19 protein-coding genes are annotated in these 21,598 nt (G+C 42.4%); 7 read left to right on the top strand and 12 right to left on the bottom strand.

Features of this window, described 5'->3' with window-relative positions; genetic code table 11:
* Positions 1-83: 83 nt before the first annotated feature.
* Positions 84-1,466, bottom strand: a complete 1,383-nt coding sequence (locus tag AAEY97_RS09215) for an isochorismate synthase (protein ID WP_162024146.1) — start codon at positions 1,464-1,466, stop codon at positions 84-86.
* A gap of 318 nt (positions 1,467-1,784) precedes the next feature.
* Between AAEY97_RS09215 and AAEY97_RS09210 the strand changes: the two genes are divergently transcribed.
* Positions 1,785-2,978: a cyclic di-GMP phosphodiesterase gene (locus AAEY97_RS09210; protein WP_101088584.1), complete on the top strand. Its 1,194-nt coding sequence runs from the start codon at positions 1,785-1,787 to the stop codon at positions 2,976-2,978.
* Positions 2,979-3,006: 28 nt separating this feature from the next.
* Here the strand turns inward: AAEY97_RS09210 and AAEY97_RS09205 are convergent, their stop codons facing one another.
* The 4 genes from AAEY97_RS09205 to AAEY97_RS09190 are packed head-to-tail and all read right to left on the bottom strand — an operon-like array spanning position 3,007 to position 7,283.
* Positions 3,007-3,438 (bottom strand): group I truncated hemoglobin, encoded by a 432-nt coding sequence (locus AAEY97_RS09205; protein ID WP_350998294.1) that lies wholly within the window; start codon positions 3,436-3,438, stop codon positions 3,007-3,009.
* Positions 3,438-4,280, bottom strand: coding sequence for a DUF3034 family protein (locus AAEY97_RS09200; RefSeq protein WP_350998291.1), 843 nt, complete (start codon positions 4,278-4,280; stop codon positions 3,438-3,440). The genes AAEY97_RS09205 and AAEY97_RS09200 overlap by 1 nt, the downstream gene beginning before the upstream one ends.
* Positions 4,280-6,610 carry a putative bifunctional diguanylate cyclase/phosphodiesterase gene (locus AAEY97_RS09195; RefSeq protein ID WP_350998288.1) on the bottom strand — a complete coding sequence of 777 codons (2,331 nt, stop codon included), beginning with the start codon at positions 6,608-6,610 and terminating at the stop codon, positions 4,280-4,282. The genes AAEY97_RS09200 and AAEY97_RS09195 overlap by 1 nt, the downstream gene beginning before the upstream one ends.
* A gap of 1 nt (position 6,611) precedes the next feature.
* Positions 6,612-7,283: a methylamine utilization protein gene (locus AAEY97_RS09190; protein ID WP_162024143.1), complete on the bottom strand. Its 672-nt coding sequence runs from the start codon at positions 7,281-7,283 to the stop codon at positions 6,612-6,614.
* A 154-nt stretch (positions 7,284-7,437) separates the two neighbouring features.
* On the opposite strand from AAEY97_RS09190, the gene AAEY97_RS09185 reads away from it, so the two are divergent.
* The 3 genes from AAEY97_RS09185 (at position 7,438) to ccoG (ending at position 11,369) form a co-directional block, all read left to right on the top strand.
* On the top strand, positions 7,438-8,076 hold the full coding sequence (locus tag AAEY97_RS09185; protein ID WP_350998285.1) for a paraquat-inducible protein A: 639 nt from the start codon (positions 7,438-7,440) through the stop codon (positions 8,074-8,076).
* A 214-nt stretch (positions 8,077-8,290) separates the two neighbouring features.
* On the top strand, positions 8,291-9,733 hold the full coding sequence (locus AAEY97_RS09180) for a sigma-54 interaction domain-containing protein (RefSeq protein ID WP_350998282.1): 1,443 nt from the start codon (positions 8,291-8,293) through the stop codon (positions 9,731-9,733).
* Between the two features lie 172 nt (positions 9,734-9,905).
* Complete coding sequence (gene ccoG, locus AAEY97_RS09175; RefSeq protein WP_350998279.1) at positions 9,906-11,369, top strand: cytochrome c oxidase accessory protein CcoG; 1,464 nt, start codon at positions 9,906-9,908, stop codon at positions 11,367-11,369.
* A gap of 180 nt (positions 11,370-11,549) precedes the next feature.
* Here the strand turns inward: ccoG and AAEY97_RS09170 are convergent, their stop codons facing one another.
* Positions 11,550-12,062 carry an aldolase/citrate lyase/malate synthase family protein gene (locus AAEY97_RS09170; protein ID WP_049763561.1) on the bottom strand — a complete coding sequence of 171 codons (513 nt, stop codon included), beginning with the start codon at positions 12,060-12,062 and terminating at the stop codon, positions 11,550-11,552.
* A 153-nt stretch (positions 12,063-12,215) separates the two neighbouring features.
* Between AAEY97_RS09170 and AAEY97_RS09165 the strand changes: the two genes are divergently transcribed.
* Positions 12,216-13,751 carry a DUF3612 domain-containing protein gene (locus AAEY97_RS09165; RefSeq protein WP_101088576.1) on the top strand — a complete coding sequence of 512 codons (1,536 nt, stop codon included), beginning with the start codon at positions 12,216-12,218 and terminating at the stop codon, positions 13,749-13,751.
* Positions 13,752-13,827: 76 nt separating this feature from the next.
* Here AAEY97_RS09165 and AAEY97_RS09160 read toward each other — a convergent pair whose 3' ends face one another.
* The 6 genes from AAEY97_RS09160 to AAEY97_RS09135 form a co-directional block, all read right to left on the bottom strand.
* A complete protein-coding gene (locus AAEY97_RS09160; protein WP_350998276.1) occupies positions 13,828-15,168 on the bottom strand; it encodes a sensor histidine kinase in 1,341 nt (446 codons plus the stop codon).
* Positions 15,132-15,809 carry a response regulator transcription factor gene (locus AAEY97_RS09155; RefSeq protein WP_350998273.1) on the bottom strand — a complete coding sequence of 226 codons (678 nt, stop codon included), beginning with the start codon at positions 15,807-15,809 and terminating at the stop codon, positions 15,132-15,134. The genes AAEY97_RS09160 and AAEY97_RS09155 overlap by 37 nt, the downstream gene beginning before the upstream one ends.
* Positions 15,810-15,852: 43 nt before the next feature.
* Complete coding sequence (locus AAEY97_RS09150; RefSeq protein WP_350998270.1) at positions 15,853-16,611, bottom strand: COG4705 family protein; 759 nt, start codon at positions 16,609-16,611, stop codon at positions 15,853-15,855.
* Between the two features lie 25 nt (positions 16,612-16,636).
* The gene (locus tag AAEY97_RS09145; RefSeq protein ID WP_350998267.1) at positions 16,637-17,446 is read right to left on the bottom strand and encodes a COG4705 family protein; all 810 of its coding nucleotides are present in this window, start codon (positions 17,444-17,446) and stop codon (positions 16,637-16,639) included.
* 275 nt (positions 17,447-17,721) lie between these two features.
* Entirely contained in the window at positions 17,722-18,354 is a 633-nt protein-coding gene (locus tag AAEY97_RS09140) for a type 1 glutamine amidotransferase (RefSeq protein WP_182744920.1), read from the bottom strand.
* A complete protein-coding gene (locus AAEY97_RS09135) occupies positions 18,351-19,214 on the bottom strand; it encodes a hypothetical protein (RefSeq protein ID WP_350998264.1) in 864 nt (287 codons plus the stop codon). The genes AAEY97_RS09140 and AAEY97_RS09135 overlap by 4 nt, the downstream gene beginning before the upstream one ends.
* Positions 19,215-19,546: 332 nt before the next feature.
* Between AAEY97_RS09135 and ardA the strand changes: the two genes are divergently transcribed.
* Both ardA and ardB read left to right on the top strand, forming a co-directional pair.
* Entirely contained in the window at positions 19,547-21,067 is a 1,521-nt protein-coding gene (ardA, locus tag AAEY97_RS09130) for an acrylate reductase flavoprotein subunit ArdA (RefSeq protein ID WP_101088569.1), read from the top strand.
* A gap of 28 nt (positions 21,068-21,095) precedes the next feature.
* A complete protein-coding gene (gene ardB / locus AAEY97_RS09125) occupies positions 21,096-21,449 on the top strand; it encodes an acrylate reductase cytochrome subunit ArdB (protein WP_011639305.1) in 354 nt (117 codons plus the stop codon).
* Positions 21,450-21,598: the final 149 nt, after the last annotated feature.

The raw sequence follows: 21,598 nt of genomic DNA, 5'->3' as shown, positions 1-21,598 counted from the left end.
GGGGCGGGATAATAGCATGTGCTTTGCACAAGCGAAAGATTTCGTCGAGGATAACGCTATTGGTTTTAGTTCGCTGAGGAAGATTAAAAGTCGATTAAAATAGACAAAACTGTGGCTAACTTATTTTCCAGTTCTTGCCATTCAGCCTCAGGATCTGAGCCTGCAACAATGCCTGCGCCAGCAAATAAATTGATTCTTCTCGGCTCTATCAGTGCACTTCTAATTGCGACTGAAAACTCTGATTCATGATGATTTAAATAACCACAAGCTCCAGCATACCAACCTCTTGCATAACCTTCACGCTGGCGAATAAAGTTCAGTGCAGCCTCGCGTGGCAATCCACCTACGGCGGGAGTTGGGTGCAGTGCGCGTAGTAATTCAAAATCATTAACACCTGGCTTTAACTGCGCTCGAATAGCACGGTGCAAATGTTGAATATGATTAAGCTTGAAAATTTTAGGTTGCTCATCAGCACCTACATATTGGCTTAACGGTGTGAGCACATCGACAATATGTTTTCTGACCAACTGATTTTCATGGCTATTTTTAATGTCATCTAATAATGCCTGTGCCAGTACATTATCTTCTTCTGGATTGAGCCCTCGGACAGTTGTTCCTGCTAATGCTTCGGTAAATAGTTCTTGTTGGCGACGTAAATATAATCGTTCTGGTGAGCAAGAAATAAATGCGCGTTCAGGGCTAAATTGGAATCCAAATTGAAAACTATTCGGATTACGGCCTTGCCAACATGCTAGTACTGTCCACGGGTCAATATTGTCATCTACATCTATTTGGCTGTGGCGTGATAATACGACTTTAGGTGTTGAGTTGATAAAATTTGCTTGAGTGACTTGTTCAACTAACTCTTTCCAACGTGAAAAATTAGGTAAATCACTCCGACCCATTAATGTGAGTTTATTTGGCGGCGACAAAGGACGTGGCTTTTGCACCATTGCGATAGCATTAAGGGCAGATTGTATTTCGTCTTCAGGCTCACCATTTTCAAAATTAAGATTCACTAATACTCTAACGTGATTACCGCTACGGCGTAATTCAATTCTGGGTAATATAAAGTGCGCACGGCCAAATTCAGGCCAACACTCTACGGTGCGATCAAACGCTAAACCGCCATAATAACGGATATCTTGATGATTGGTTTTATTGCGTTGTTGTTGATAAATTTGCGCTAGGGCATTGTCGTCAACTTGGTCGGCAAAATAAAACGTCTTGCACGAGCCGATGGCGGCGACATCTTCGTTTCTATCGCGGCCGTGCCAATAGATTTTTGGGTATAAGGTTTGAGCGCTTAACCAGGATATTAATGGCAGCGCAGCAGTCTCTACAGATAACTGCACGATAGGGTCACAGATCGGCACGTTGCGAAGTTGTTCGAGCTTAGTAATTAACTCGCTAAATTGTGATGAAAAAAAGTGACCAGCCAATCTATACCTCTCGTATAACAACATAAGAGTTAACGTTAATAAACCTATTAAATTGTGTCAATTGGCAAGATGAAAGCGTGTGATCTGAATTGCTAATATAGCGTACTCTTTACCAGCATCTTTGTACTGTAAATGATGCGGCAGCAAGTTGCTCAATATCATCAACAACAGCTTGATTGTTTCTCGTTGAGGCTTTTTACAAAGATCGTGAACCGGAATGTGACCATGCGGTAATATTTCCCTAAAAAAAGTAGGCGAACGAGCTAAAGTAGTTCAAAATATAGCTAGTATTATGTGAGCTAGATCCCGTTATTAAAGTTCTCTTTCGGAGTAATTGTTACAATGAATGATTCTGTGGAATCAAGCAATGTCATTAAAATCCCCATCGATAAACTTGCTTTAGGCATGTTTGTGACGGCAATAGATCATCAGCAAAGTAAGGTGGCTATTCGTAATCCCGGACAAATCAAACATCGTGATGCAATTTTAAAGCTGAAAAAAAATAACATTCTGCTTGTGTGGGTTGATGTTGATCGATCTTCAGATACTTGCGGGCTAAAAACAGCAGGTAAATCGAGCTCTGCTAGCAGTTTATTGGTACGTAAAGCGACTGTCACTCGAGATGGTCAACAAGTGCAGGCAAAAAAGCTACTTGCTGAAGCAAAAGGCTTAATTCAAAAAGTGATGTCGGAAACCTTCAGCGGTAAAGCCATTGAAGTCAGTCAATTTGAAGATGTCGCCGACAAAATGATTGAGTCTGTTATGGACGATGCGGATGCATTTAAGTGTATTTCTGCACTGCGTACCAAAGATGCTTATTTGCTTGAACATTCTATTAATGTTGCCTTTTTATTGGTGACTTTTGGTAAACATCTTAAGCTTGATCGTGAACTGCTAAAGCAGATGGCTGTGGGGGGGATTTTGCATGATATTGGCAAAATCCAGGTCGATAACGAAATTTTGCACAAACCAGGTAAGCTAACTCCAGAAGAATTTGAGCACATGAAATTGCATCAGTTTTATGCAATTGAAATCATGAATGAAACAAAAGGCTTATCGCAAGTGAGTAAAGATGTGTGTTTAATGCATCATGAAAAACTCGATGGCCGTGGTTACCCTAATGGTTTAAAAGATGAACAAATTCCTCAACATGGGCGTATGAGCTGTATTGTTGATATTTTTGATGCATTAACTGCTTCGCGTTGCTACAAAGAAGCCATGAGCCCAGCGGCAGCGTTTAAAATTTTGATAAGCTTGACCCCATTTCATCTTGATCAAAAGCTTGTTTATGAGTTCATTCGCTGTGTGGGAATATATCCTGTCGGTTCATTGGTGCAGCTATCGGATGAACGAGTCGGAATAGTATGGGACTCTAAAGGGCGTGATGCGTTGCATCCTATTGTTAAGTGTTTTTATTCGATTAAACATAAGCGCTACACTGAAGTGACTATGGTTGATTTGCTTAAATCGGAATTGCATATTGAACGTGGCGTATCACCAAGTATGCTTGATGTCGATCCCAGCCAGTTTTACTAATCGGTTATCATCATAAACGGTTGCTCAGCTAATGTTCGATAATATCTTGATACAGTGGTGCTAATTTAGCCAGTAACGCATTGCGGGTTGCTAGTGGGATATGCTGTTGTTTAAGTGCTTCGATTAAATGACCCACAACGGCATCAAAGTCAGCTTGGCTAATGTGTAATCCAATATGTGCATCAAACATGGATGCACCTTGGTACACGCATTCACCGCCACTGATTACACATAAATGCTCAATAAGCCGTTGGCGGAAAATCTGAATATCAGTTTGTTCAAAATGATGCAGAATGCGTTTGTCTTGGGATAAATGGGCTAGAAAGTCATCGGTAATCATACTGACGCCTTTATCTCCTCCCAGTTGCTGATATAGAGTTGTGGGTTGGCTTGCACAGGCAACAGACAGGAATAACAATGCACCAAAAACGACTATATGATGTTTAATAATATTAACCATTACAGCGTTCCCTCTACAGATAAATACCACCCTGGCTGTTGCTCAAATCCGGCAATGCTGCCTAAATCAACATAAGCGCCTACAACAGAAAGGTGTTTATTAACAAACCAAGCCATAAAAATATCCTGCCAATCATTTTCTTCTGCAAAACCAAGTTGATCAGGCTTTTGTTTGTATTCATAACCCAGTGCAATATTATCGGTTAATAACACCGCAATAGAGGCTTCAGCTTGCAGTTGGTAATCGTTGTTTGTCGCAGTACCAAAACCAAGCAAACCAGTTTGGTTAGCTTTGGTTGCTCTGAGGGTTAAGTTAGTCACCAGATTACGGCCAGCAATGGCATCAAAATAGACTTTACTGGCAGCTAAATAGATATCAACTCCCCAGTCATCCCTTGCCCCAACAGCTTGCGGTAATGCAAAGTCGTCTACACGTTTATATTGTAGCCCTAAGCTAATTTGTGGCATGGCGGTGTATAGCACTTCACCGGCTAGTTTGTATTTTACGCCAACAATATCTTGGACCAGTTTGCCGCCTAGGGTGTCTAGATCAAAAGTTTGCTTAGCCATACTGAGTTCAAAGCGGTTATCAATGCTTAAGGATGCGCCAATAGAATGTAATGTAAAATCGTCAACATAGACGGCAGTATTCATTGCTGTGAAAGACCATTGGTCTGAGCTTGCATAACCATTAATGACTGCCCAAGGTACTATTCCTCCCCCAGCACTACCCTCAATAGTTGTGGCGCCACCAGTAGCGATTACTTTACTTGTCTCAGCGTGAGCAGAAGCACTGATGAGGCTTAATAGCACCGATAATAGAATGCACATTAGTTGATACATTAACGTAGCGTATCCTTAACTGGGGGCTGATTATTAGATTGATTAAATTGCTGGAACCACACAATAAAATCATCTGCGTTAAGCGGTTTTGAATACACATAACCTTGAATTATATCGCAATTTAGCCCGCGCAGAATATTGATGCCTTCTACAGATTCAACGCCTTCTGCCACGACGGATAAATTAAGTCCTTTAATCAGTCTAATGCTGCTATCGACAATCATTAAATCAGTTGCATCAGTATGAATATCTTTAATAAAACTGCGATCAATCTTCACTTCATTAACGGGCAGTAACTTTAAGTAAGCTAATGAAGAGTGCCCGGTACCAAAGTCGTCGATGGCAATGGCTAAGCCGATATTTCTAAACTGCTGTAAAACAGCAATCACCGTTTGTGCATCTTTCATCACAGCACCTTCGGTCACCTCTATCGACAGAGCGTTAATCGGTAAATTATTGCTAATCAGTAACTGTTCAATGTCTAACGGCAGCTGAGGATTAGTGAGATCATGGGCAGATAAATTAATCGCCACCGTCAGCGAAATACCTTGTTGCTGCCATTTGGCTAGCTGCTTAATGGTAGTATTTAATACCCAGTCGCTGATCATCGAGATATTACCTGAGTTTTCCGCTAAACGAATGAACTCATCCGGCGGGATAAACCCCAGTTCAGGATGCTGCCAGCGGATCAGGGTTTCTGCGCCATGGCAATGATTGCTCTGAATATTCACTTTAGGTTGAAACACCAAATGCAACTGCCCTTGTGCTAAGGCAATCGGTAAATCACGGATAATCATTAATTCACGTAAATAGCGTTCATCTTCACCTTGTTGATAAGTGGCTATGCCTAGGGATTCCACTCGGGCTTGATTTAATGCAATTTCAGCATGGCGAATTAAAGTATCAATATCATTACAGTCATAGTCACTGGATAAATCAACAATCCCTACCCGCACATTGACACTTATTTTTGAGCCCTGAATAGAAAATGGATGGGTTAATTGTCGTAGATAGTTATCAAGCTTTTCAAGCGGAATACTCGGTTGGAATAGCAACAAAAACGAGTCGCCATCCAAGCGCGATATTAGTTGGGCCGTTGGGGATAAGCTTTCTAAACGGCTGGCAAACAACACCAATAAATCGTCGGCATTGGCAAATCCAATGATGTTATTTAAATGGCGAAAGTTTTTAATGTCTATCATCACTAAGCTGCCATGCATTTTACTGAGCAGCAGGCTGAGTTGTTGTTTAGCGGCCAAGCGATTATATAAACCAGTGAGGTTATCGTGTTGTGATTGATAAACTAAATCGTTTTCGCGCGATTCAATATTTTCACGCATTATCGATAAGGTGTTGGCTAATACTTGTAACTCAGCAGGTGCACCTTTAATTGGCGGAGGGTTTTCACCTTGGCCGACTTTGCGGGCAAAATTAACTAACGCATAAATGGGTTTCGTTAAGCCGCCAGAAAACCAAGCGGCAATCATAAACGCCAGTAAACACGTTATCGCGAATATAATTAACATGTTATTGCGCAGGGCATCGAAATTTTGCTGCCACTTAACATTTGACTGATGTAATACAGCCCACTGATGACCGCTATTTTTATCTAACGCAATGGTGGTAGATAAATAATCTGATGGTATGTCATCGCTGACCTTATCCACTGTTTTTGCTAATAGGTTAATACGCGCTAAAACATCTTGTTGTTGAGCTTGGGCTAGGGTCGAGACAATTTCTATTCTGCCAGCGGACTGGTTGATAAAACTGATATCAATTCCGGTAATGGTTTTGGCTTGGTCTGCGACATTCTTGTCCATGGTGAAGCCCATGCCGACCCAAGCTATTAATGTTGGCGCTTTGACGGGTTGCAACACAAATTGGTAACTACTGTGGTCATAATTGAAAATTTCGAACGTGGTTGAGCGATTCTTGGTTAATGCAAATAACTCATCTACATTAGCTGCAGTGAGCCCTTGCAAGCTTGATGACAGTAGTTTTCCCTGTGGAGATAATAAAATAGCAGCGTCAGCATTAATGCGCCTGCCATGGTTGGCTAACACTGACGATATTGTATCTTGCTCGCCAGTGGCAACGGCGCGTTTAAAACCAAAGTCCGCACTGAGTAACGACAAACTTTGATTTAGCTGATCGCTTCGGTTCGATAACATTTCGACAAAAATATTGGAACCAATATTAAGGTTTTGAGTTTGCTGTTGGCGAAAATCTCGCTGAGTTGCGCTTAATACAAACAAGGCAGTGGTTAACTGCATTAAGGTCAGTATTAATAGAAAAGCTATTATCAGCCGGTTGCGAAAACTAGTAGGCATGCTATCCCGTGACATCGCTTGCTTGAGGGTAACTACCAAAGCCGCTAGGTGGCGACGATGGTTTATCTTGGTGTTCAACATCAATGCTAAACGTTAACTGATTATCGTCATTGCTTACAATGACCAAAGATGAAGGTGTTGCCGTTATTTGCCAAGGATGCCAAATGTTGACCTGGTATTCGCCTGCAGGTAAATCTGTTAATTGGAGTTTACCTTGTGTATCACTCACCGAAAAATAAGGACTGCTGGCCACATAAATAAAGGCCTGCATGTAATCATGAATATTGCAGCCTATGGCAACTAAACCAGGTTTATCAAATGTAATCGGGTCTTCAGTTGTGCCTACATACAATTTTAACTCAAATTGTTTGGCTTCAGAAAAAGAATAAACATGGTGCCGAGTGCGATCTAAATTAGGAAAATCAACCTTGGCACCTTGCGGCACTGCCAATACAAAAGGTGAGAACACTCGATTTTGTTGGCGCATTTGGTAAGGAGCTAAGGTCGATGGCGTTGTATTAGATGGTGACATAGAAATTAACTCTACCACGCTATCGCTTAGCATCACGCCTTGCGCATCGGTAACATTAATCGTCAAAGTAGCCGCAGTCACTGCCGCTGAAAAAAAATACGTTAAACACAACAAACATGTCGTAAATGGATTTATTGGCATGTATTGGCCTCATTATTAAGAGTGTAGCAAGAGTGCCGCGTAGTGGTTAATGGTCTACGTAATATGGCATCATAACCTACAAGAATCAAAATACAGCATCATCACAGCTTAATGCGACTATTTGTTTCGGTATACATCAGCAAACGAGGTGTTCATGAAAATGTATGTATCCATCAGTTTAGTACTGATATCGTTAATCCTGCTTATTCCCGGCGTGACAGAACCGATGTTAACGATAACAGGCACCATTGAAAAGTCGCAGTTAGTGGATACGGGTAAGGATATGTTAATCCAAGATTTAACGGAAGACTCTCGTGCTAATACCCGTGGAATATTGGATATTGCCGCCAGTATGTTAGGGCTAGATACGCTAGAAGGCGAAGTGGAGGTTTTTCGTAATAGCCGCAGTATCATTGATACCATTTCAGCACTATACCAATCACATCATTTCGTCGTTGCCATGTTGGTCGGGTTATTCAGTATTGTGATCCCTGCCGTTAAGTTAATCACCATGCTCATATTACTACTGCCAGTGCCACCCTTAATTAAGCAAAGATTGAGCAAAATGATCAGTGGTATCGGCAAATGGTCTATGGCCGATGTTTTTGTGGTCGCAATTATTGTGACTTACATGGCAGGTAATGCGTCAGCTGGAATGGGCGACATGCTTAAGACTCAATCTCAGTTTGAAATCGGTTTCTATTATTTTTTAGGCTACTGTATTTTTTCAATCGCCAGCCAGATGATGATCGATATGACACAAACGCAAAAGTCGCAGAATGCCTCTCGCTAATATAGACAGCCGAGGCCGCTAGACTTGTGAGCTGGCGACATTGAAATTCGACGTTAACGTAAAAAAGGCTTAAATCAGCTTATTATTTTGATGATTCATGGGAATCACGATAACAAGATATTATGGTTATGGGTAATCGAAGTCGCGATATTTCGCGACTTATGTTTTACAATGGTTATAATGAGTCTATGTACTAGTAACCTTAAGATTGGCTATGACTGACTCTACAATCCCTGAATATATTGGCTCCGATCATTTTTTGCCTAAAAATACTCTGTTGCTTAATGCCATGACAGAGGGCGTGTATGGTTTTGATTTAGCTGGTAATGCGGTGTTCATTAACCCCGCAGCAGAGCAAATGACAGGCTGGAAAAGTGCTGAATTAATTGGCCGAAATATTCACGACTGCCATCATCATAGTCATGCAGATGGTAGTCATTATCCTCAACATGACTGCCCCATTTATCGCACCTTACAAGATGCTATTCCTCGGCAAGTGAACGAAGATGTATTTTGGCGCAAAGATGGCAGCAGCTTTCCGGTGTATTACAGCTCAACCCCAGTATATGATCAGCAACAACTCGTCGGTGTTATCGCGATATTTCGTGATGTAAGCATGCAAAAACATACCGAGCAATCATTGAGACAAGCATTAGCGCAAGTGCAGGCTTTGTCAGAACGGTTAGCATCAGAAAATCAATACTTACTCACTGAGCTACAAGGTCAGCAAGGCGCGTCAGGAATATCGGGTAACAGCCAACCTATCAATCAACTCATGCAACAGATTCACTTGGTCGCTAATACCGACAGTACCGTACTCATTTGCGGTGAAAACGGCACCGGCAAAGAGTTAGTTGCGCGTAACTTACACAGGCTAAGTCATCGTAAAGACCAGCCGATGGTGAGTGTTAACTGCGCCGCATTTTCGACCGCATTGCTGGAAAGTGAGCTGTTTGGTCATGAAAAAGGCGCATTTACTGGTGCTACAGCGCGTCGCAAAGGCAGATTTGAATTGGCCAATAATGGCACCTTATTTTTAGATGAAATTGCCGAGTTGAGCTTATCGGCACAATCTAAATTGTTACGGGTGATTCAAGAGCAAAGCTTCGAGCGCGTTGGCAGTAGTGAAACCATTAAGGTCAATATTCGCTTAGTGGCTGCCACCCATCACGATTTAACCGCGCGAGTAGAGCAAGGCTTGTTTCGCATGGACTTATATTACCGCTTGAACGTATTTCCAATTACCGTGCCGCCGTTACGAGAGCGCCGCGAAGATATTCCGCAATTAGTCAGTGATTTAGTCGCATCACTGAGCAAAAAACTCGGTAAAAAAATCACTAAGGTGAGTGCTAAAGGACTGAAGAACTTACAGCAATATGCTTGGCCTGGTAACGTGCGTGAGTTGCAAAACCTAATCGAGCGAGAAATGATTTTATCGCAAAGTGGCCATTTACTGTTTAATACTTTACCTGTAGCGGTTGCCACACCGTTAGCTACCAGCACGCTAACCATGGCACAAGCCGAAGCCGCACATATTATTGCGGTATTAAATGCTAGCCACTGGCGTATTTCTGGCCCGTTTGGTGCTGCTGCAATGCTAGATATGCCGGCGAGTACCTTACGATCTCGAATGAAAAAGTTAGCCATTACACGTTAATTTTGATGATTGGTTTTATTAGGTCGCGATATATCGTGTAAAAAGTGATATATCGTGACATTATTCTATAAGTATTTTATTTTAATCTTTTTAAATCAAATAATTACAATTATATCTAAGTTGGCTTAGTCTTTGCTATAACAGGGCAATATTGTGTTATAGGAATACATTTATGCCCAAATCATCATCTCAAACTCCGGCAGCGACTGTGCCAGTTGATAAAGTTGCTGTTTCACAACGGATTCCAGTGGTGCAAATTGCTACGCCGTCGACAAAAATTCAGGTTCGAGAACAGAAGGGTGTATTTCAACGGCTGCGTCAGCACAGTAATACGTTACTGATTGCGATTTTTTTCATGATCCCATTTATCAATTATCAAGGCCGACAAGCCATTCTGTTTGATGTCACCGAACAGCAATTCTTTTTCTTCAATATCACCCTTTGGCCACAAGATTTTACCGTATTAGCGTGGTTTTTTATGGCTGCTGCTTTTGCATTATTTTTTGTCACCGTTTATTGGGGCCGAGTTTGGTGTGGCTTTTTGTGTCCGCAAACCGCATGGACCTTTATATATATGTGGGTAGAAGCCAAGGTAGAGGGCAATCATCATCATCGAGCGGCATTAGACAAAGCGCCATGGTCACTGAGTAAAGTGCGTAAACGAGTGACTAAGCATGCGGTGTGGATGGTGTTTGCCTTGCTAACTGGCTGCGGGTTTATTGGTTATTTTATGCCTGCACGCGAGTTGTATGTTGATATTTTTAGCATGAGTAGTGGTTTTTGGACTGGCACCTGGGTGTGGTTTTTTGCCATATGCACTTATTTAAATGCCGGCTGGATGCGTGAAATGATGTGTTTGCATTGCTGTCCTTACTCGCGTTTTCAAGCGGTGATGTTTGACGCCAACACTAAAACAGTGAGCTATGATGCTGATCGAGGGGAATCCCGCGGGCCACGTAAGCGCTCACAAAAAACGGAACTAGGTGACTGTGTAGACTGTAATTTATGTGTTGATGTTTGCCCTACTGGGATTGATATTCGTAATGGCTTGCAATACGAATGTATTAACTGCGGTGCCTGTGTTGATGCATGTAATCAAACCATGGAAAAGTTTGGCTATGCACCCAATTTAATCAGCTTTACCAGCGAAAATGCCTTAAAAGGACAACCAAAAGCCAGCCTGTTGTCGCTAAAATCGCTTGGTTACGCCAGTGCATTACTGATCATGATTGTGTTGATTATTAGCGATTTAAGTCACTTAAGTCATATACAGCTCAATGTGATCCGCGACCGCCAAACCTTGTATCGTCAAGTGGGTATCGATAAAGTTGAAAACAGTTATCAACTTAAAATTCGCAATAAAACTCAACAAATGGCTTTTTATCAAATCAGTATCAGCAATGACGATCCCCAAAAGCAAACATTGCAAATAGTCACCGACAGCTTGATTGCGATAAAACCTGCAGAACAACTGGATTATCCGTTGACCCTCAGTGGCCGCCTGAGTAACCGCACGAGTGATAGCACCCAACAAACAGTGCAATTTAAGGTGACCCAAATTCAAAGTTTGGAAAATCCAACGCCAACGGAACCTGCTAATGAGATCTCGCAAACATCACGCTTCTTTTGGCCGTAATCTCAGTATCTCAGTATCTGAGTATCTCAGTATCTGAGTATCTCAGTATGACGGCATAAACGCGTGTCGACATTATTGGATACTACGCAGCAAAATGGTTAAGTAACAAAAAGGCTTGTCGCATTATTAATGGGACAAGCCTTTTTTGCTAAACGTTCGCAGTGTAATCGCGATAAGCCATTAACGCTGATGTAACGCGTAGTCGCTACCATCTTTAGCGGTAAACACTTTACAGTTGCCTTCAGTTGGCTGACAGCCTGTGTGGATTAAGCTAATCCACTGCTTGTATGGCGTCGGCAAATTCTTAATTGGAATCGCAACCTGAATGTCTTCAATATTAGCCTGGTCTGTGGTGCCCATTTGTCCTTGGCGGTCGAAACAAATCTCAACATGGGTATCATTATTCTTTAATACAACAGATGTTGGTTCACTTTTGTGACCAGTCAGTGCCACAAATTGACATGGATTTTGTAAACCACACTGAGAGCCGTCTTTTAAAAATGCCAATAAGTGCGTGTAGTAAACTACATAGCTGCTGACATCTTGGTGCGAGCCTTCAGTTAATGGAAATTGTGCATCCAAAAAGTCTTTGGCGTTTGTGGTGCGATCCTGTTGATTCGTCGTTGCCACAAATTGCTCACCAATGAAGCGGTTAAGGTTTTGGGTGGCTGTTGCGCTTGCTTGAGTAGACATATTCATCGCCTTATTCCTCTTCGTATTGTTGTAGGTCACAAAACCTTTTTCAGTATTGTTTATCATTAAGCCTTGTTCGCAGCTTGATTTTTAGTCTATGCTATTTTTACAAACAATTTCACAATAAAAATTTTACAGTGTGAATTATACAAAATGAGAAATGATAAAAGCTTAATGCGAAAGACCCATTTTTTGGGCACAAAGATAAGAAACTTGCGTAAACGCAATAACTTAACCATGGAAGACTTGTCTGCTCGTTGTATGCGTGTTGACTCAGGTAACTCGCCGTCAGTGTCATACTTGTCAATGATCGAGCGCGGAAAACGTGTTCCAAGCGCTGATATGTTGGCGGTAATTGCAGTGGTTTTTCAAAAAGAAGTGGAATGGTTTCTTGATGATGTGCCAGAAGATGAAGCGATTACGCCTGAAAAAGGCAATAAAGGCGGCATTAGTGGTATGCCGCTTGAGCCGAGTTTTTTGTTCTCCAATGACATTTTGCAAATTGCCATTCCTGAAATGTTGTCGCAAACTGGCACCAGTGGTCGCCAATTTGCTCATTTACTGATCCGCGCGCACCAAGAGCATCATCAAAACCATTTTCCTGATTTAGAGCGTGCCGCCGAAGAAGTCGGCTTAAAACGTATGCCGCTTGCCACCGAAGATATTATCGATATTGCCAAAGGCATGGGCTTAAAAATTAAATGGATCGACCGTGCGCCTAAAGAAGTTATCAACGAAATGGGCTTGAGTTCTAAGCAGTTGGTTACCTCATTTTTTGAGCCACCGGGAACCATTTATATCAGTAATATTCTGAAAAATAGACCCAGCAGATTGAGATATGACTTGGCCGTGCACATAGGTCATTGTGTGTTGCACAATAAAGACGGCTTAAAAAGTGTGATGATGTCTGGTCGCCGTGATGACTTTGATGATGCGCTGGTCCCTCAGTCAAACACCTTGAATGCACAAGATATTTTGCATGCGTGGCGTGATTTTGAATCAAGCTTTTTTGCGGGTGCTTTGCTGTGTCCTAAAGTGCCGTATCGGCAGTTACTTGACCGACATGGCTATGAGATTAGCGTGCATAAACAACTGCAAGTGTCAGCGTCTGTTGCTATGCGCCGCATGACGGTAGTGTCGCCTTATCCGCACTGGCATTACTTTGATGCCTACGCACCGGGTAAGCTAAAAGCGGTTTATCGTGGTAATGGCATTCCTTTGCCTTGGGGTAACATGCGCCTGGTAGAGGATCCTTGTCAGCACTGGGCTGTGTTTAGAATGATTAACGAGCCAGTCGCAGGCACGTCTGCGCAAATATCAATTTTAAATGTCGGTAATGAACCGCGTATTTATTGCTGTGAATCGATTAAGGTTGATGACTCGGCAGGTAATCCGCATGTGTTATGTGCGGGTATTGATTTAAATCCGGCGATTGAAGCGCAAGGCAAAGATGCGCAGTCGATTGCACATGAATTAAAACAAGCTTGCTCAACGGGCGGCGGCTCAATCATTATCCCCAAACATATCCAAAAGGATCTTATCAGTGTGGCGAAAATCCTTAATATTAACTGGATTGAGCGCGGGATTAAAAAAGATGCACAGCTAATTTGCTCGCGTGGAGCAGTGTGCCCACGTCAGCCAAGCTGTTATGCCGCAGGGCGTAATTTATGCGAGGGAGATCAAGGCTAAGTTGACCTTTGTTTATGCCGCATCTGCATAAGTTGATGCGGTATAACAGGCGTGATTAAACGGCACCTCAATCCTGTTAAAGAGCAAACTGCACTGTAATGCAAAGCCCGCAGTTATTGACGGCATCGGTTGGCGCTAAGCTAATTTTTGCATCCATTTGCTGCACAATACTCGCCACAATCGCTAATCCCAACCCTGAGCCATATTCGTTACTGCCCAAGACTCGATAAAAGGGTTCAAACACTTTTAGAGCTTCATCTGTGGCGATACCAGGACCAGTGTCTTTGATGGTCATCTCAATGTATTGATCTGTTTTAGTAATGCTTAAATCAATTTTACCGCCATTTGGGGTGTAACGAATCGCATTGTCGATAAGGTTGTGAATTAAGGTTTTTAAACGAACGGGATTGGCATTGAGTTCGGCGTCGTTATCTTGGCTAAAGCCCAAATCAATCTCTTTCGCTTCTGCCAGTGGGTATAGATCTTCAATCACCTCAACGAACATCATTTTTAACGATATTGTTTGAGGTTGTTGGACGCTGTTATCTTGTTGACGCGCCATCGACAATAGTTGTTCTAGCAGATGAATACTGCGACCTATTCCGGCTTGTAGTGCATTAAGCTTCTGGCGCGCATCGTCCGTTAACTCTGTTTGCTGAAGACGTTGTGCCTGTAACGACAGTGCAGTTATGGGCGATCTTAATTCATGGGCGGCATCGGTAATAAAACGCTTTTGGCTAGCAATAACCTGGCTATTTTTGCTGAGTAAACGATTAATTGCCTCAACAAAGGGCACAATTTCACTCGGCAATTGAGTGGTGGGAATTAGCTGTAGGTCATGCTCAGTTTGACGGTCAACTTCGTGGGCTAAAATACTAATCGGGCCAAGAATTTTACCTAGAATATACCCCAGTAATAACAGTAAAAGCGGAATTAATACTAACAATGGCATCAGAGTATGCAGCGCGGTTTCAAACGCAATATCGTCACGAATAGCAGTATCTTGGGCGATGGCGATACGTTGAGTGGATGACAAGGTGCGAACAAACACTCGCCAAGATTGGGTGGCTAAATTAACCGTATGAAATCCATCGGTTAAATTGCTCGGCAAGGCTAGGGTATTTTGGGCTAAGGCATTACTTGCTGAGTTGCTACCCAATAACTGCACTGAAACCTGAAACTCCAACTGATCTTGGCTTAACGGGGTGAGTGTTCCGTTGTTTAGCGTAAGCGAGTAATGGTCAAACAGCACGGCCATTTGTTGCAATACATCATCTTGGAGCTCATAGGCTTCTTCAAAGGCACTGCTAAAGGTAAAGCTGGCGGCTATGATCGCAACAGACAAAATGGCTGCTGAAATCCAATAAGATAAGCGTGTTTTTAACGAGTTACTGGGGCGTTTTTCGACACCATCCATCCTACACCTCTGACATTTTTTATGGTTTCTGTACCTAATTTTTTACGTAAACAATGAATTAAAAACTCTACCGCATTACTTTCTACCTCTTCACCCCAGCCATAAATTCGTTCTTCTAAATCACTTTTTGAATGAATCGAGCCGGGTCGAATAAGCAATGTTTGCAGTAAGGCGAACTCGCGGTTAGACAGTAAAATATTATCTTGAGTGAGGGTTTTGGCTTCATGTGTGGCTGGATTTAGCCAAACAATATTATTGGTTAATTCTGATGTATGTTGGTTGGCATTGCGCCTTGTCACTGCACGAATGCGTGCCAGTAGTTCGGTTATATCGAAGGGCTTAACGACATAATCATCGGCACCTAAATCGAGCCCTTTGACTCGGTCTTCTAGGCTGTCTCTGGCGGTAATAATGATCACCGCCAGTGCGGGATGCTGAGCTCGAATATATTGCATTACTTGTAAACCATCCAGTTTAGGTAAGCCAAGGTCGAGCAACACCACATCGTATTGCTGGCAACGTAAACTGTGTAAGGCTGCTTCGCCATCGCATATCCAATCGACCGCGTAGGCGACATCTTTTAAGGCGCTTTGCATGGCATCGCCAATCATTTTATCGTCTTCTACTAATAAAATACGCATAGCACCTCAATCGGACAAAATGACACAAAATGAAAAGTCTTGATTAATGATGTGTTGTCGCGGCTTGCTGTTTAAATAGCATTAAACACAACACCATACCAAAGAGTAATGCGGCCGACGCACTAAAGCGACTAAATTCTAATCCACCATGACTAATGGGTTTATCTAAAAAGTCACCCACTACGGCACCTAAAGGTCTGGTTAAAATAAAGCTTAGCCAAAATAACAGAGTGCGAGATATAGAGCTCCAAAAATAGGCAGCTAATAACACTAATAACAGGCTACCAAAGATTAACGCACTGACATCATAACCAAGGCCTGCACTGTCTACTGTCCAGTCGCCTAGCGCTGTACCTAAGGTTTGTGACAGTAAAATCGTCACCCAATAAAAGCATTCGGTTTTGGTATTGTTTATCGACTGATTAGACAGGCTACCTGCACTGACGTACCAAATTGAAAATGACATACACAACAAGCTCACCAGTAACAATGTGCCGCCGGTATAACCTATGCCTAATGAGCGGTCGGCAAAATCAGCCATCGTTGTGCCAGCCGTTGTTGTAGCGATAATGGTGGCCCAATAAATACTCGAAGAATACTGTTTACTGCGAATTTGTATTGCTACCGCTATCGCGAATAAACCGATAAAAATAACTGAGCTAACTAAGTAGCCGAGGTTAAGCGACATCGATAAAGCATCTCCTGCCGTTTCGCCTAAGGTGGTGGCCAGTATTTTTACCAACCAAAATATTAAGGTGACTTGTGGCACTTTAGTCAGCGCCTGCTTTTGTAGTGTGTCCATATCGATGCTCACTTATGTTGATAGATTATTGGCTTTTTTGCTGTTTGGCGCGAACGGATAGGTATGCCACAAGTGCAATAATAATCACTAAAAACACAATGCTGGTGCTGGTGGTGCCAAACCCTAGGCCGCCTTTACGAATGGGTTGTGACAGTAAGTCGCCGATAGATGCACCGAGTGGACGAGTTAATATATAAGCCAGCCAAAAGCACAATACGGCATTCGCCTTGAAGCGATAAAAGGCTAGGCTTATCAGCGTAATTAACCCACCAAATACGATTGCCGACATGCCATAACCTACATTCATATCTTCCGACACCCAATCGCCCACCGCAGTACCAAGTGCGAAGGTAAATAGAATGGCCAACCAATAAAATAGCTCACGTTTAAGCGTGACAATGGAGTGGATGGATAAGGTGCGTTCTTTACTGAACCAGTATGCAAATGTTGCCGCTAATAATGCGCTAAACACCGCTGTCGATACCGGTAGAGGCACATCGAGTTTGTCTGTGAGAATGTCGGTGACTAAGGTGCCAAAAATACTGATAAGCACCACAACACTCCAATATGCACCTGGGCGATATTGGCTTTGTTTAAGTTGCACCCATAAGGCGAAAAGTAAAAATACTCCCATGATGATGCTGGTATTAATCATGCCTACGTGAAGATGGAAGCTAAGATAATCTGCAGCGGTTTCACCAACGGTGGTCGACATCATTTTTATGACCCAAAAAATCAACGTGATTTCGGGCACTTTGTTGAGCCAACCATGTTGCGGTGTATTGCTGCTACTTGGGGCATGACGGGTTACTGGTGTGATGACTAATGGTTTCATGTGGACTCCTGATCCAATAGTGAAACTTGCTGTAGTCATATAGTGCCGAGCAATACTTAGCCCAAACATAGGGCTAAGTATAGAGCGACTTTTTTCGGTTATTTTTTAGCGATAGCGTTTGGCTAAGTTATTAGACTAAGACATATAGGTAAACCATTTCGTTAAGCACTTACGGAGGTACTTTCATCAAATACTTTTGTGAACCATTACGGCGCATTGATAATTTTTATGCAGTTCTGGGCGCCATATATTGCGCTATAGATTACACCTAATTTTCAACAAAAGTGCTCAGTAAGTAGCTTAAAAAAGAACGGTTCGAGAGTATCTTGCATAGCGTGAGTGTGCGGTGTGTTAGTTACAGGGCACTCATCACCAAAATGACTGACGAGTTGCCCTATTTGCGCGGAATTCCATTCAGGATGAAACTGCAAACCAATAGCCTGTTGGTGATGATACATTTGCACATTACACTGTGCTGAACGAGCCAGCGACACAATACTGTCAGGTAAGTTAATGGCTTGATAATGCCACTGCGGCACAGCCATTATCGTACCATCAGCAAAGGTTACCTCATGCCAACCCAGTTCAGGATTAGGCATATCAATGACTTGGCCACCAAGTTCAATTGCCAATAACTGCGCGCCCAAACAAATGGCCAATAAAGGGACTTGTTGAGTTAATGCCTGTTTAATTAATCTTGACTCGGTTTGCATCCAAACAGGGTTATCCACCACATTCATCGGCCCACCTAAAATAATTAATCCTCGGTAAGCATCGAGATTTTCGGGCAAAGATTCTGGTGCATAAAAACACTCAAGTTCGATACTGTGTTGTTTAGCCCACAGTGCCATTCTACCGACGCCTTCGGCAGGGTGATGCTGAAATACTGCAATAGTTTTGTGGATCATTTCAGTTCATCCAACTCTATATACACTCTTGAAACCGTAGTCATTGGACTAGTGGTTTTTAGCTTTGTGCTTGCGGCTGATAAAGTCGTGTTTTTAGGTGCAGTATCAGGCAAAGCTGCATGCAGTTGGGCTTCATCATTAAATAAGTTTGCCGCATCAATAGGAATTACAATTTCTGCGGGTAAGCTATTGCCGACATTATCGAGGCGTACAATGTGATCGGCATCAGGTCGAGTCGTCAGGCGTTTAACAAGAAACTGCACCTTATCGTCAGGGGTATTATTAACCTTAAGGTAAGTATTGTTGCTGGTTTTTTGTAGCTCAAACTGGGTATCTAATTCATTGAATACTAACACCCTCGCCACGGTTAGCCCTTGGTTTTTCCATTGTGTTTCACCGCCGCGTTCAAAATGGCCTTTAACAATATCAACGCTTAAATGATTGATATGGTTTGGGTGAGCGGGAGATAGCATTGATAGGTCAAATTGTTGCGGCACTATGGTCCAAATCGGATATCCGCTAGCTGCTGATAACGTTAAGCCGTTGATTACTGCAGTGTTGATTTGAGGATCATCAAAGGTTAGCTGTAACACGACTTGGGCATTATGTGGAGTGTGAAACATCGGTAAATGCGAGGCAAATAAACCATATTCACTGCCAAACAACAGCATGCCGTGCAGTCCAACCCGAACTTGTGGCGTTACCGGGCTAGGGCTATTCGATGAGGTATCAATTTGTGTCGCATTGGCGGTGAGCGGAAGTAGTATCAAGATGGCCAGTAAACCCCGATACAAATCATGGTAAAAGCGATGCATGAATAATGGCGTAACCAGTGTGGTGTTATAGCTATTTAGTAACATATTTAGCGGCTCTTCTGTGTAGATGGCAGATGGGGCCGTCCCCGATGTGAATACCTGTCGATGAAATGTGGTGCATGTCAGGCTGAGGTCGTCCTCAAAGGATTAATCATATCGATTAAATATATAATTAACCAGTTGTTATGCAGGGTAACTCACAATATGGATTCAGTTCCAAAAGCAAACCTATGCAGTAACTTTATTGAAAGTCCTACCTATAATTGATTAGTCGATATTGGCTGTTATTTTCACCAAACATTAACAATAGTTCCCGTTTTGGAATTGATTCCATCGCTATGATGAAGCGTCAATAATATAAAAAGGGGTGATAACCTATGAGCAATATAGATCTATTAGGGCGCCGTAAGTTTATTGCAGGTCTAGGTATTGCTGCTGGTGCAGCGATGGTAGCACCAGCAATGGCAGTGTCTGAAAAGGCAGATGGTGTTAAATGGGACAAAGAAGTTGAAATCGTCATTATTGGTTCTGGTTTTGCGGGGTTAGCTGCCGCAATCGAAGCCACCAAACATGGTGCAAAAGACGTTCATATATTTGAAAAAATGTCCTATTTTGGTGGTAACTCGGCGATTAACGGTGGGCTTTTTGCCGCACCAGGCACGCCGATGCAAAAGAAAGAAGGTGTTGAAGACTCGGTAGACAGAATGGTTAATGACCAATTATTGTCTGGCCGTGGCATTGCCGATGAAGGGTTATTGCGTCATGTCGCATCTCATGCGGTTGAAGCGTTACAAATGACCTTAGATGCAGGTTCTGAATACCATCCTTACTTACAACAACTAGGTGGTCACTCGGTTGCACGTACTTACCAAACCTCAGTAAGTTGTGGTGCTGGTATCACCCAACCATTGTACAAAGAGTGTAAACGTATTGGTGTAAACACCCACAATCGTTCAAAATTTGAAGGATTCCTCGTTGGTAATAAAGGCGAAGTTGTTGGTGTTAAAATGCGTCAAAATTATCACTTTGGCGAAGACCAGCCTGGTAAAGTCCTCAATATTCGCGCCAAACGTGGTGTGATTATGGCTACCGGTGGCTTTGCGCAAAACGTTGATTTACGTATGGCGCAAGATCCAACCTTAACTGCAGACGTTGGTTGTACCAACGCACCAGGTGCAACAGGCGAGGGTATGTTCGAAATGTTCCGTTTAGGAGCTATTCCTGTGCATTTGGCTCACATTCAATCAGGCCCTTGGGCTTCACCTGATGAAGGTGGCTTTGGTTATGTGTCTAACTATTCAATTTTCAACTTACCTCATTCAATTGCGGTTAGCCGCACAACCGGTAAGCGTTTCATGAATGAAATTGCCGATCGTAAAACACGTGCTGATGCTGAATTAAGTAACCGTGATGAAAAAGGCAATCCTGTACCACCACTGTTGATTTCAAGCTTTAAAGACTCTAAAGCACATCCAAATACCGAAAAAGTGATTAAGTACAATGTCGGTTGGAAGTTTGAAAGTCTTGAGGAGTTGGCAACACACTTTGGTGTCCCTCTAGCTGGGTTAAAAGCACAAATCGCTGAATACAATGGCTATGTAAAATCTGGCGAAGATAAGCAGTTTGGCAAAGATATGACGTTGGCGAAAAACAAAATGATCGAAGCGCCATTTACTGTCGTTCGCTTGTGGCCAAAAGTGCATTACTGCCAAGGTGGTGTAAAAGTTAATACCAAAGCCGAAGTAACAGATAGCTTTACTGGTAAGTCTATTACTGGTCTTTATGCCGCGGGTGAAGTGTGTGGTGGTATTCATGGCGTTAGCCGTTTAGGCAGTTGTTCTATCCCAGAATGTATGGTGATGGGCATGACTGCTGCTAGAAGTCTCATGAACGTTTAACCAGACCAGTGAACAAGAGGAATCATTAATGAAAAACTTTAATATTATACTTGGGCTGGTACTACTTGGATTAACCAGCTTATCAGTACAGTCAGCAGAGATCCGTGACTACCATAAAGAGGTTATCGGTAAAGACTGTAAAACTTGTCATGATAATGGCATCAAGCAGTTTCCATCTGATCAGTCCTGTTTGCAGTGTCATGATGTTGATGACTTAGCAAAGAAAACCGCCAGAAGTGAAGAAGACAAGTGGCAGAACCCACACAATAACCTTCACTATGGTAAAGATGTACCTTGCCAAGAGTGTCACAGCGAACATAAAACCAAACAACCATTATGCAGCAATTGTCATACGTTTAAGTTTGATAAGCATAAAGGGTAAACTATTTTAAATTGATATTAGTTTTAAAAGCCGCATATTAATGTATTAATATGCGGATTTTATATTATATGTTATTCATTATTCATTATTCATTATTCATTATTAATTTAGATTTTAAATTATTAGGTGTTAAGTTATTAGGTTTTTAA

It is taken from the genome of Shewanella sp. TB7-MNA-CIBAN-0143, assembly GCF_040310065.1.
In the GTDB taxonomy this organism is placed as follows: domain Bacteria; phylum Pseudomonadota; class Gammaproteobacteria; order Enterobacterales; family Shewanellaceae; genus Shewanella.
The sequence above is the reverse complement of the archived record's forward strand: the minus strand, read 5'-3'. Positions and strand labels throughout refer to the sequence as shown.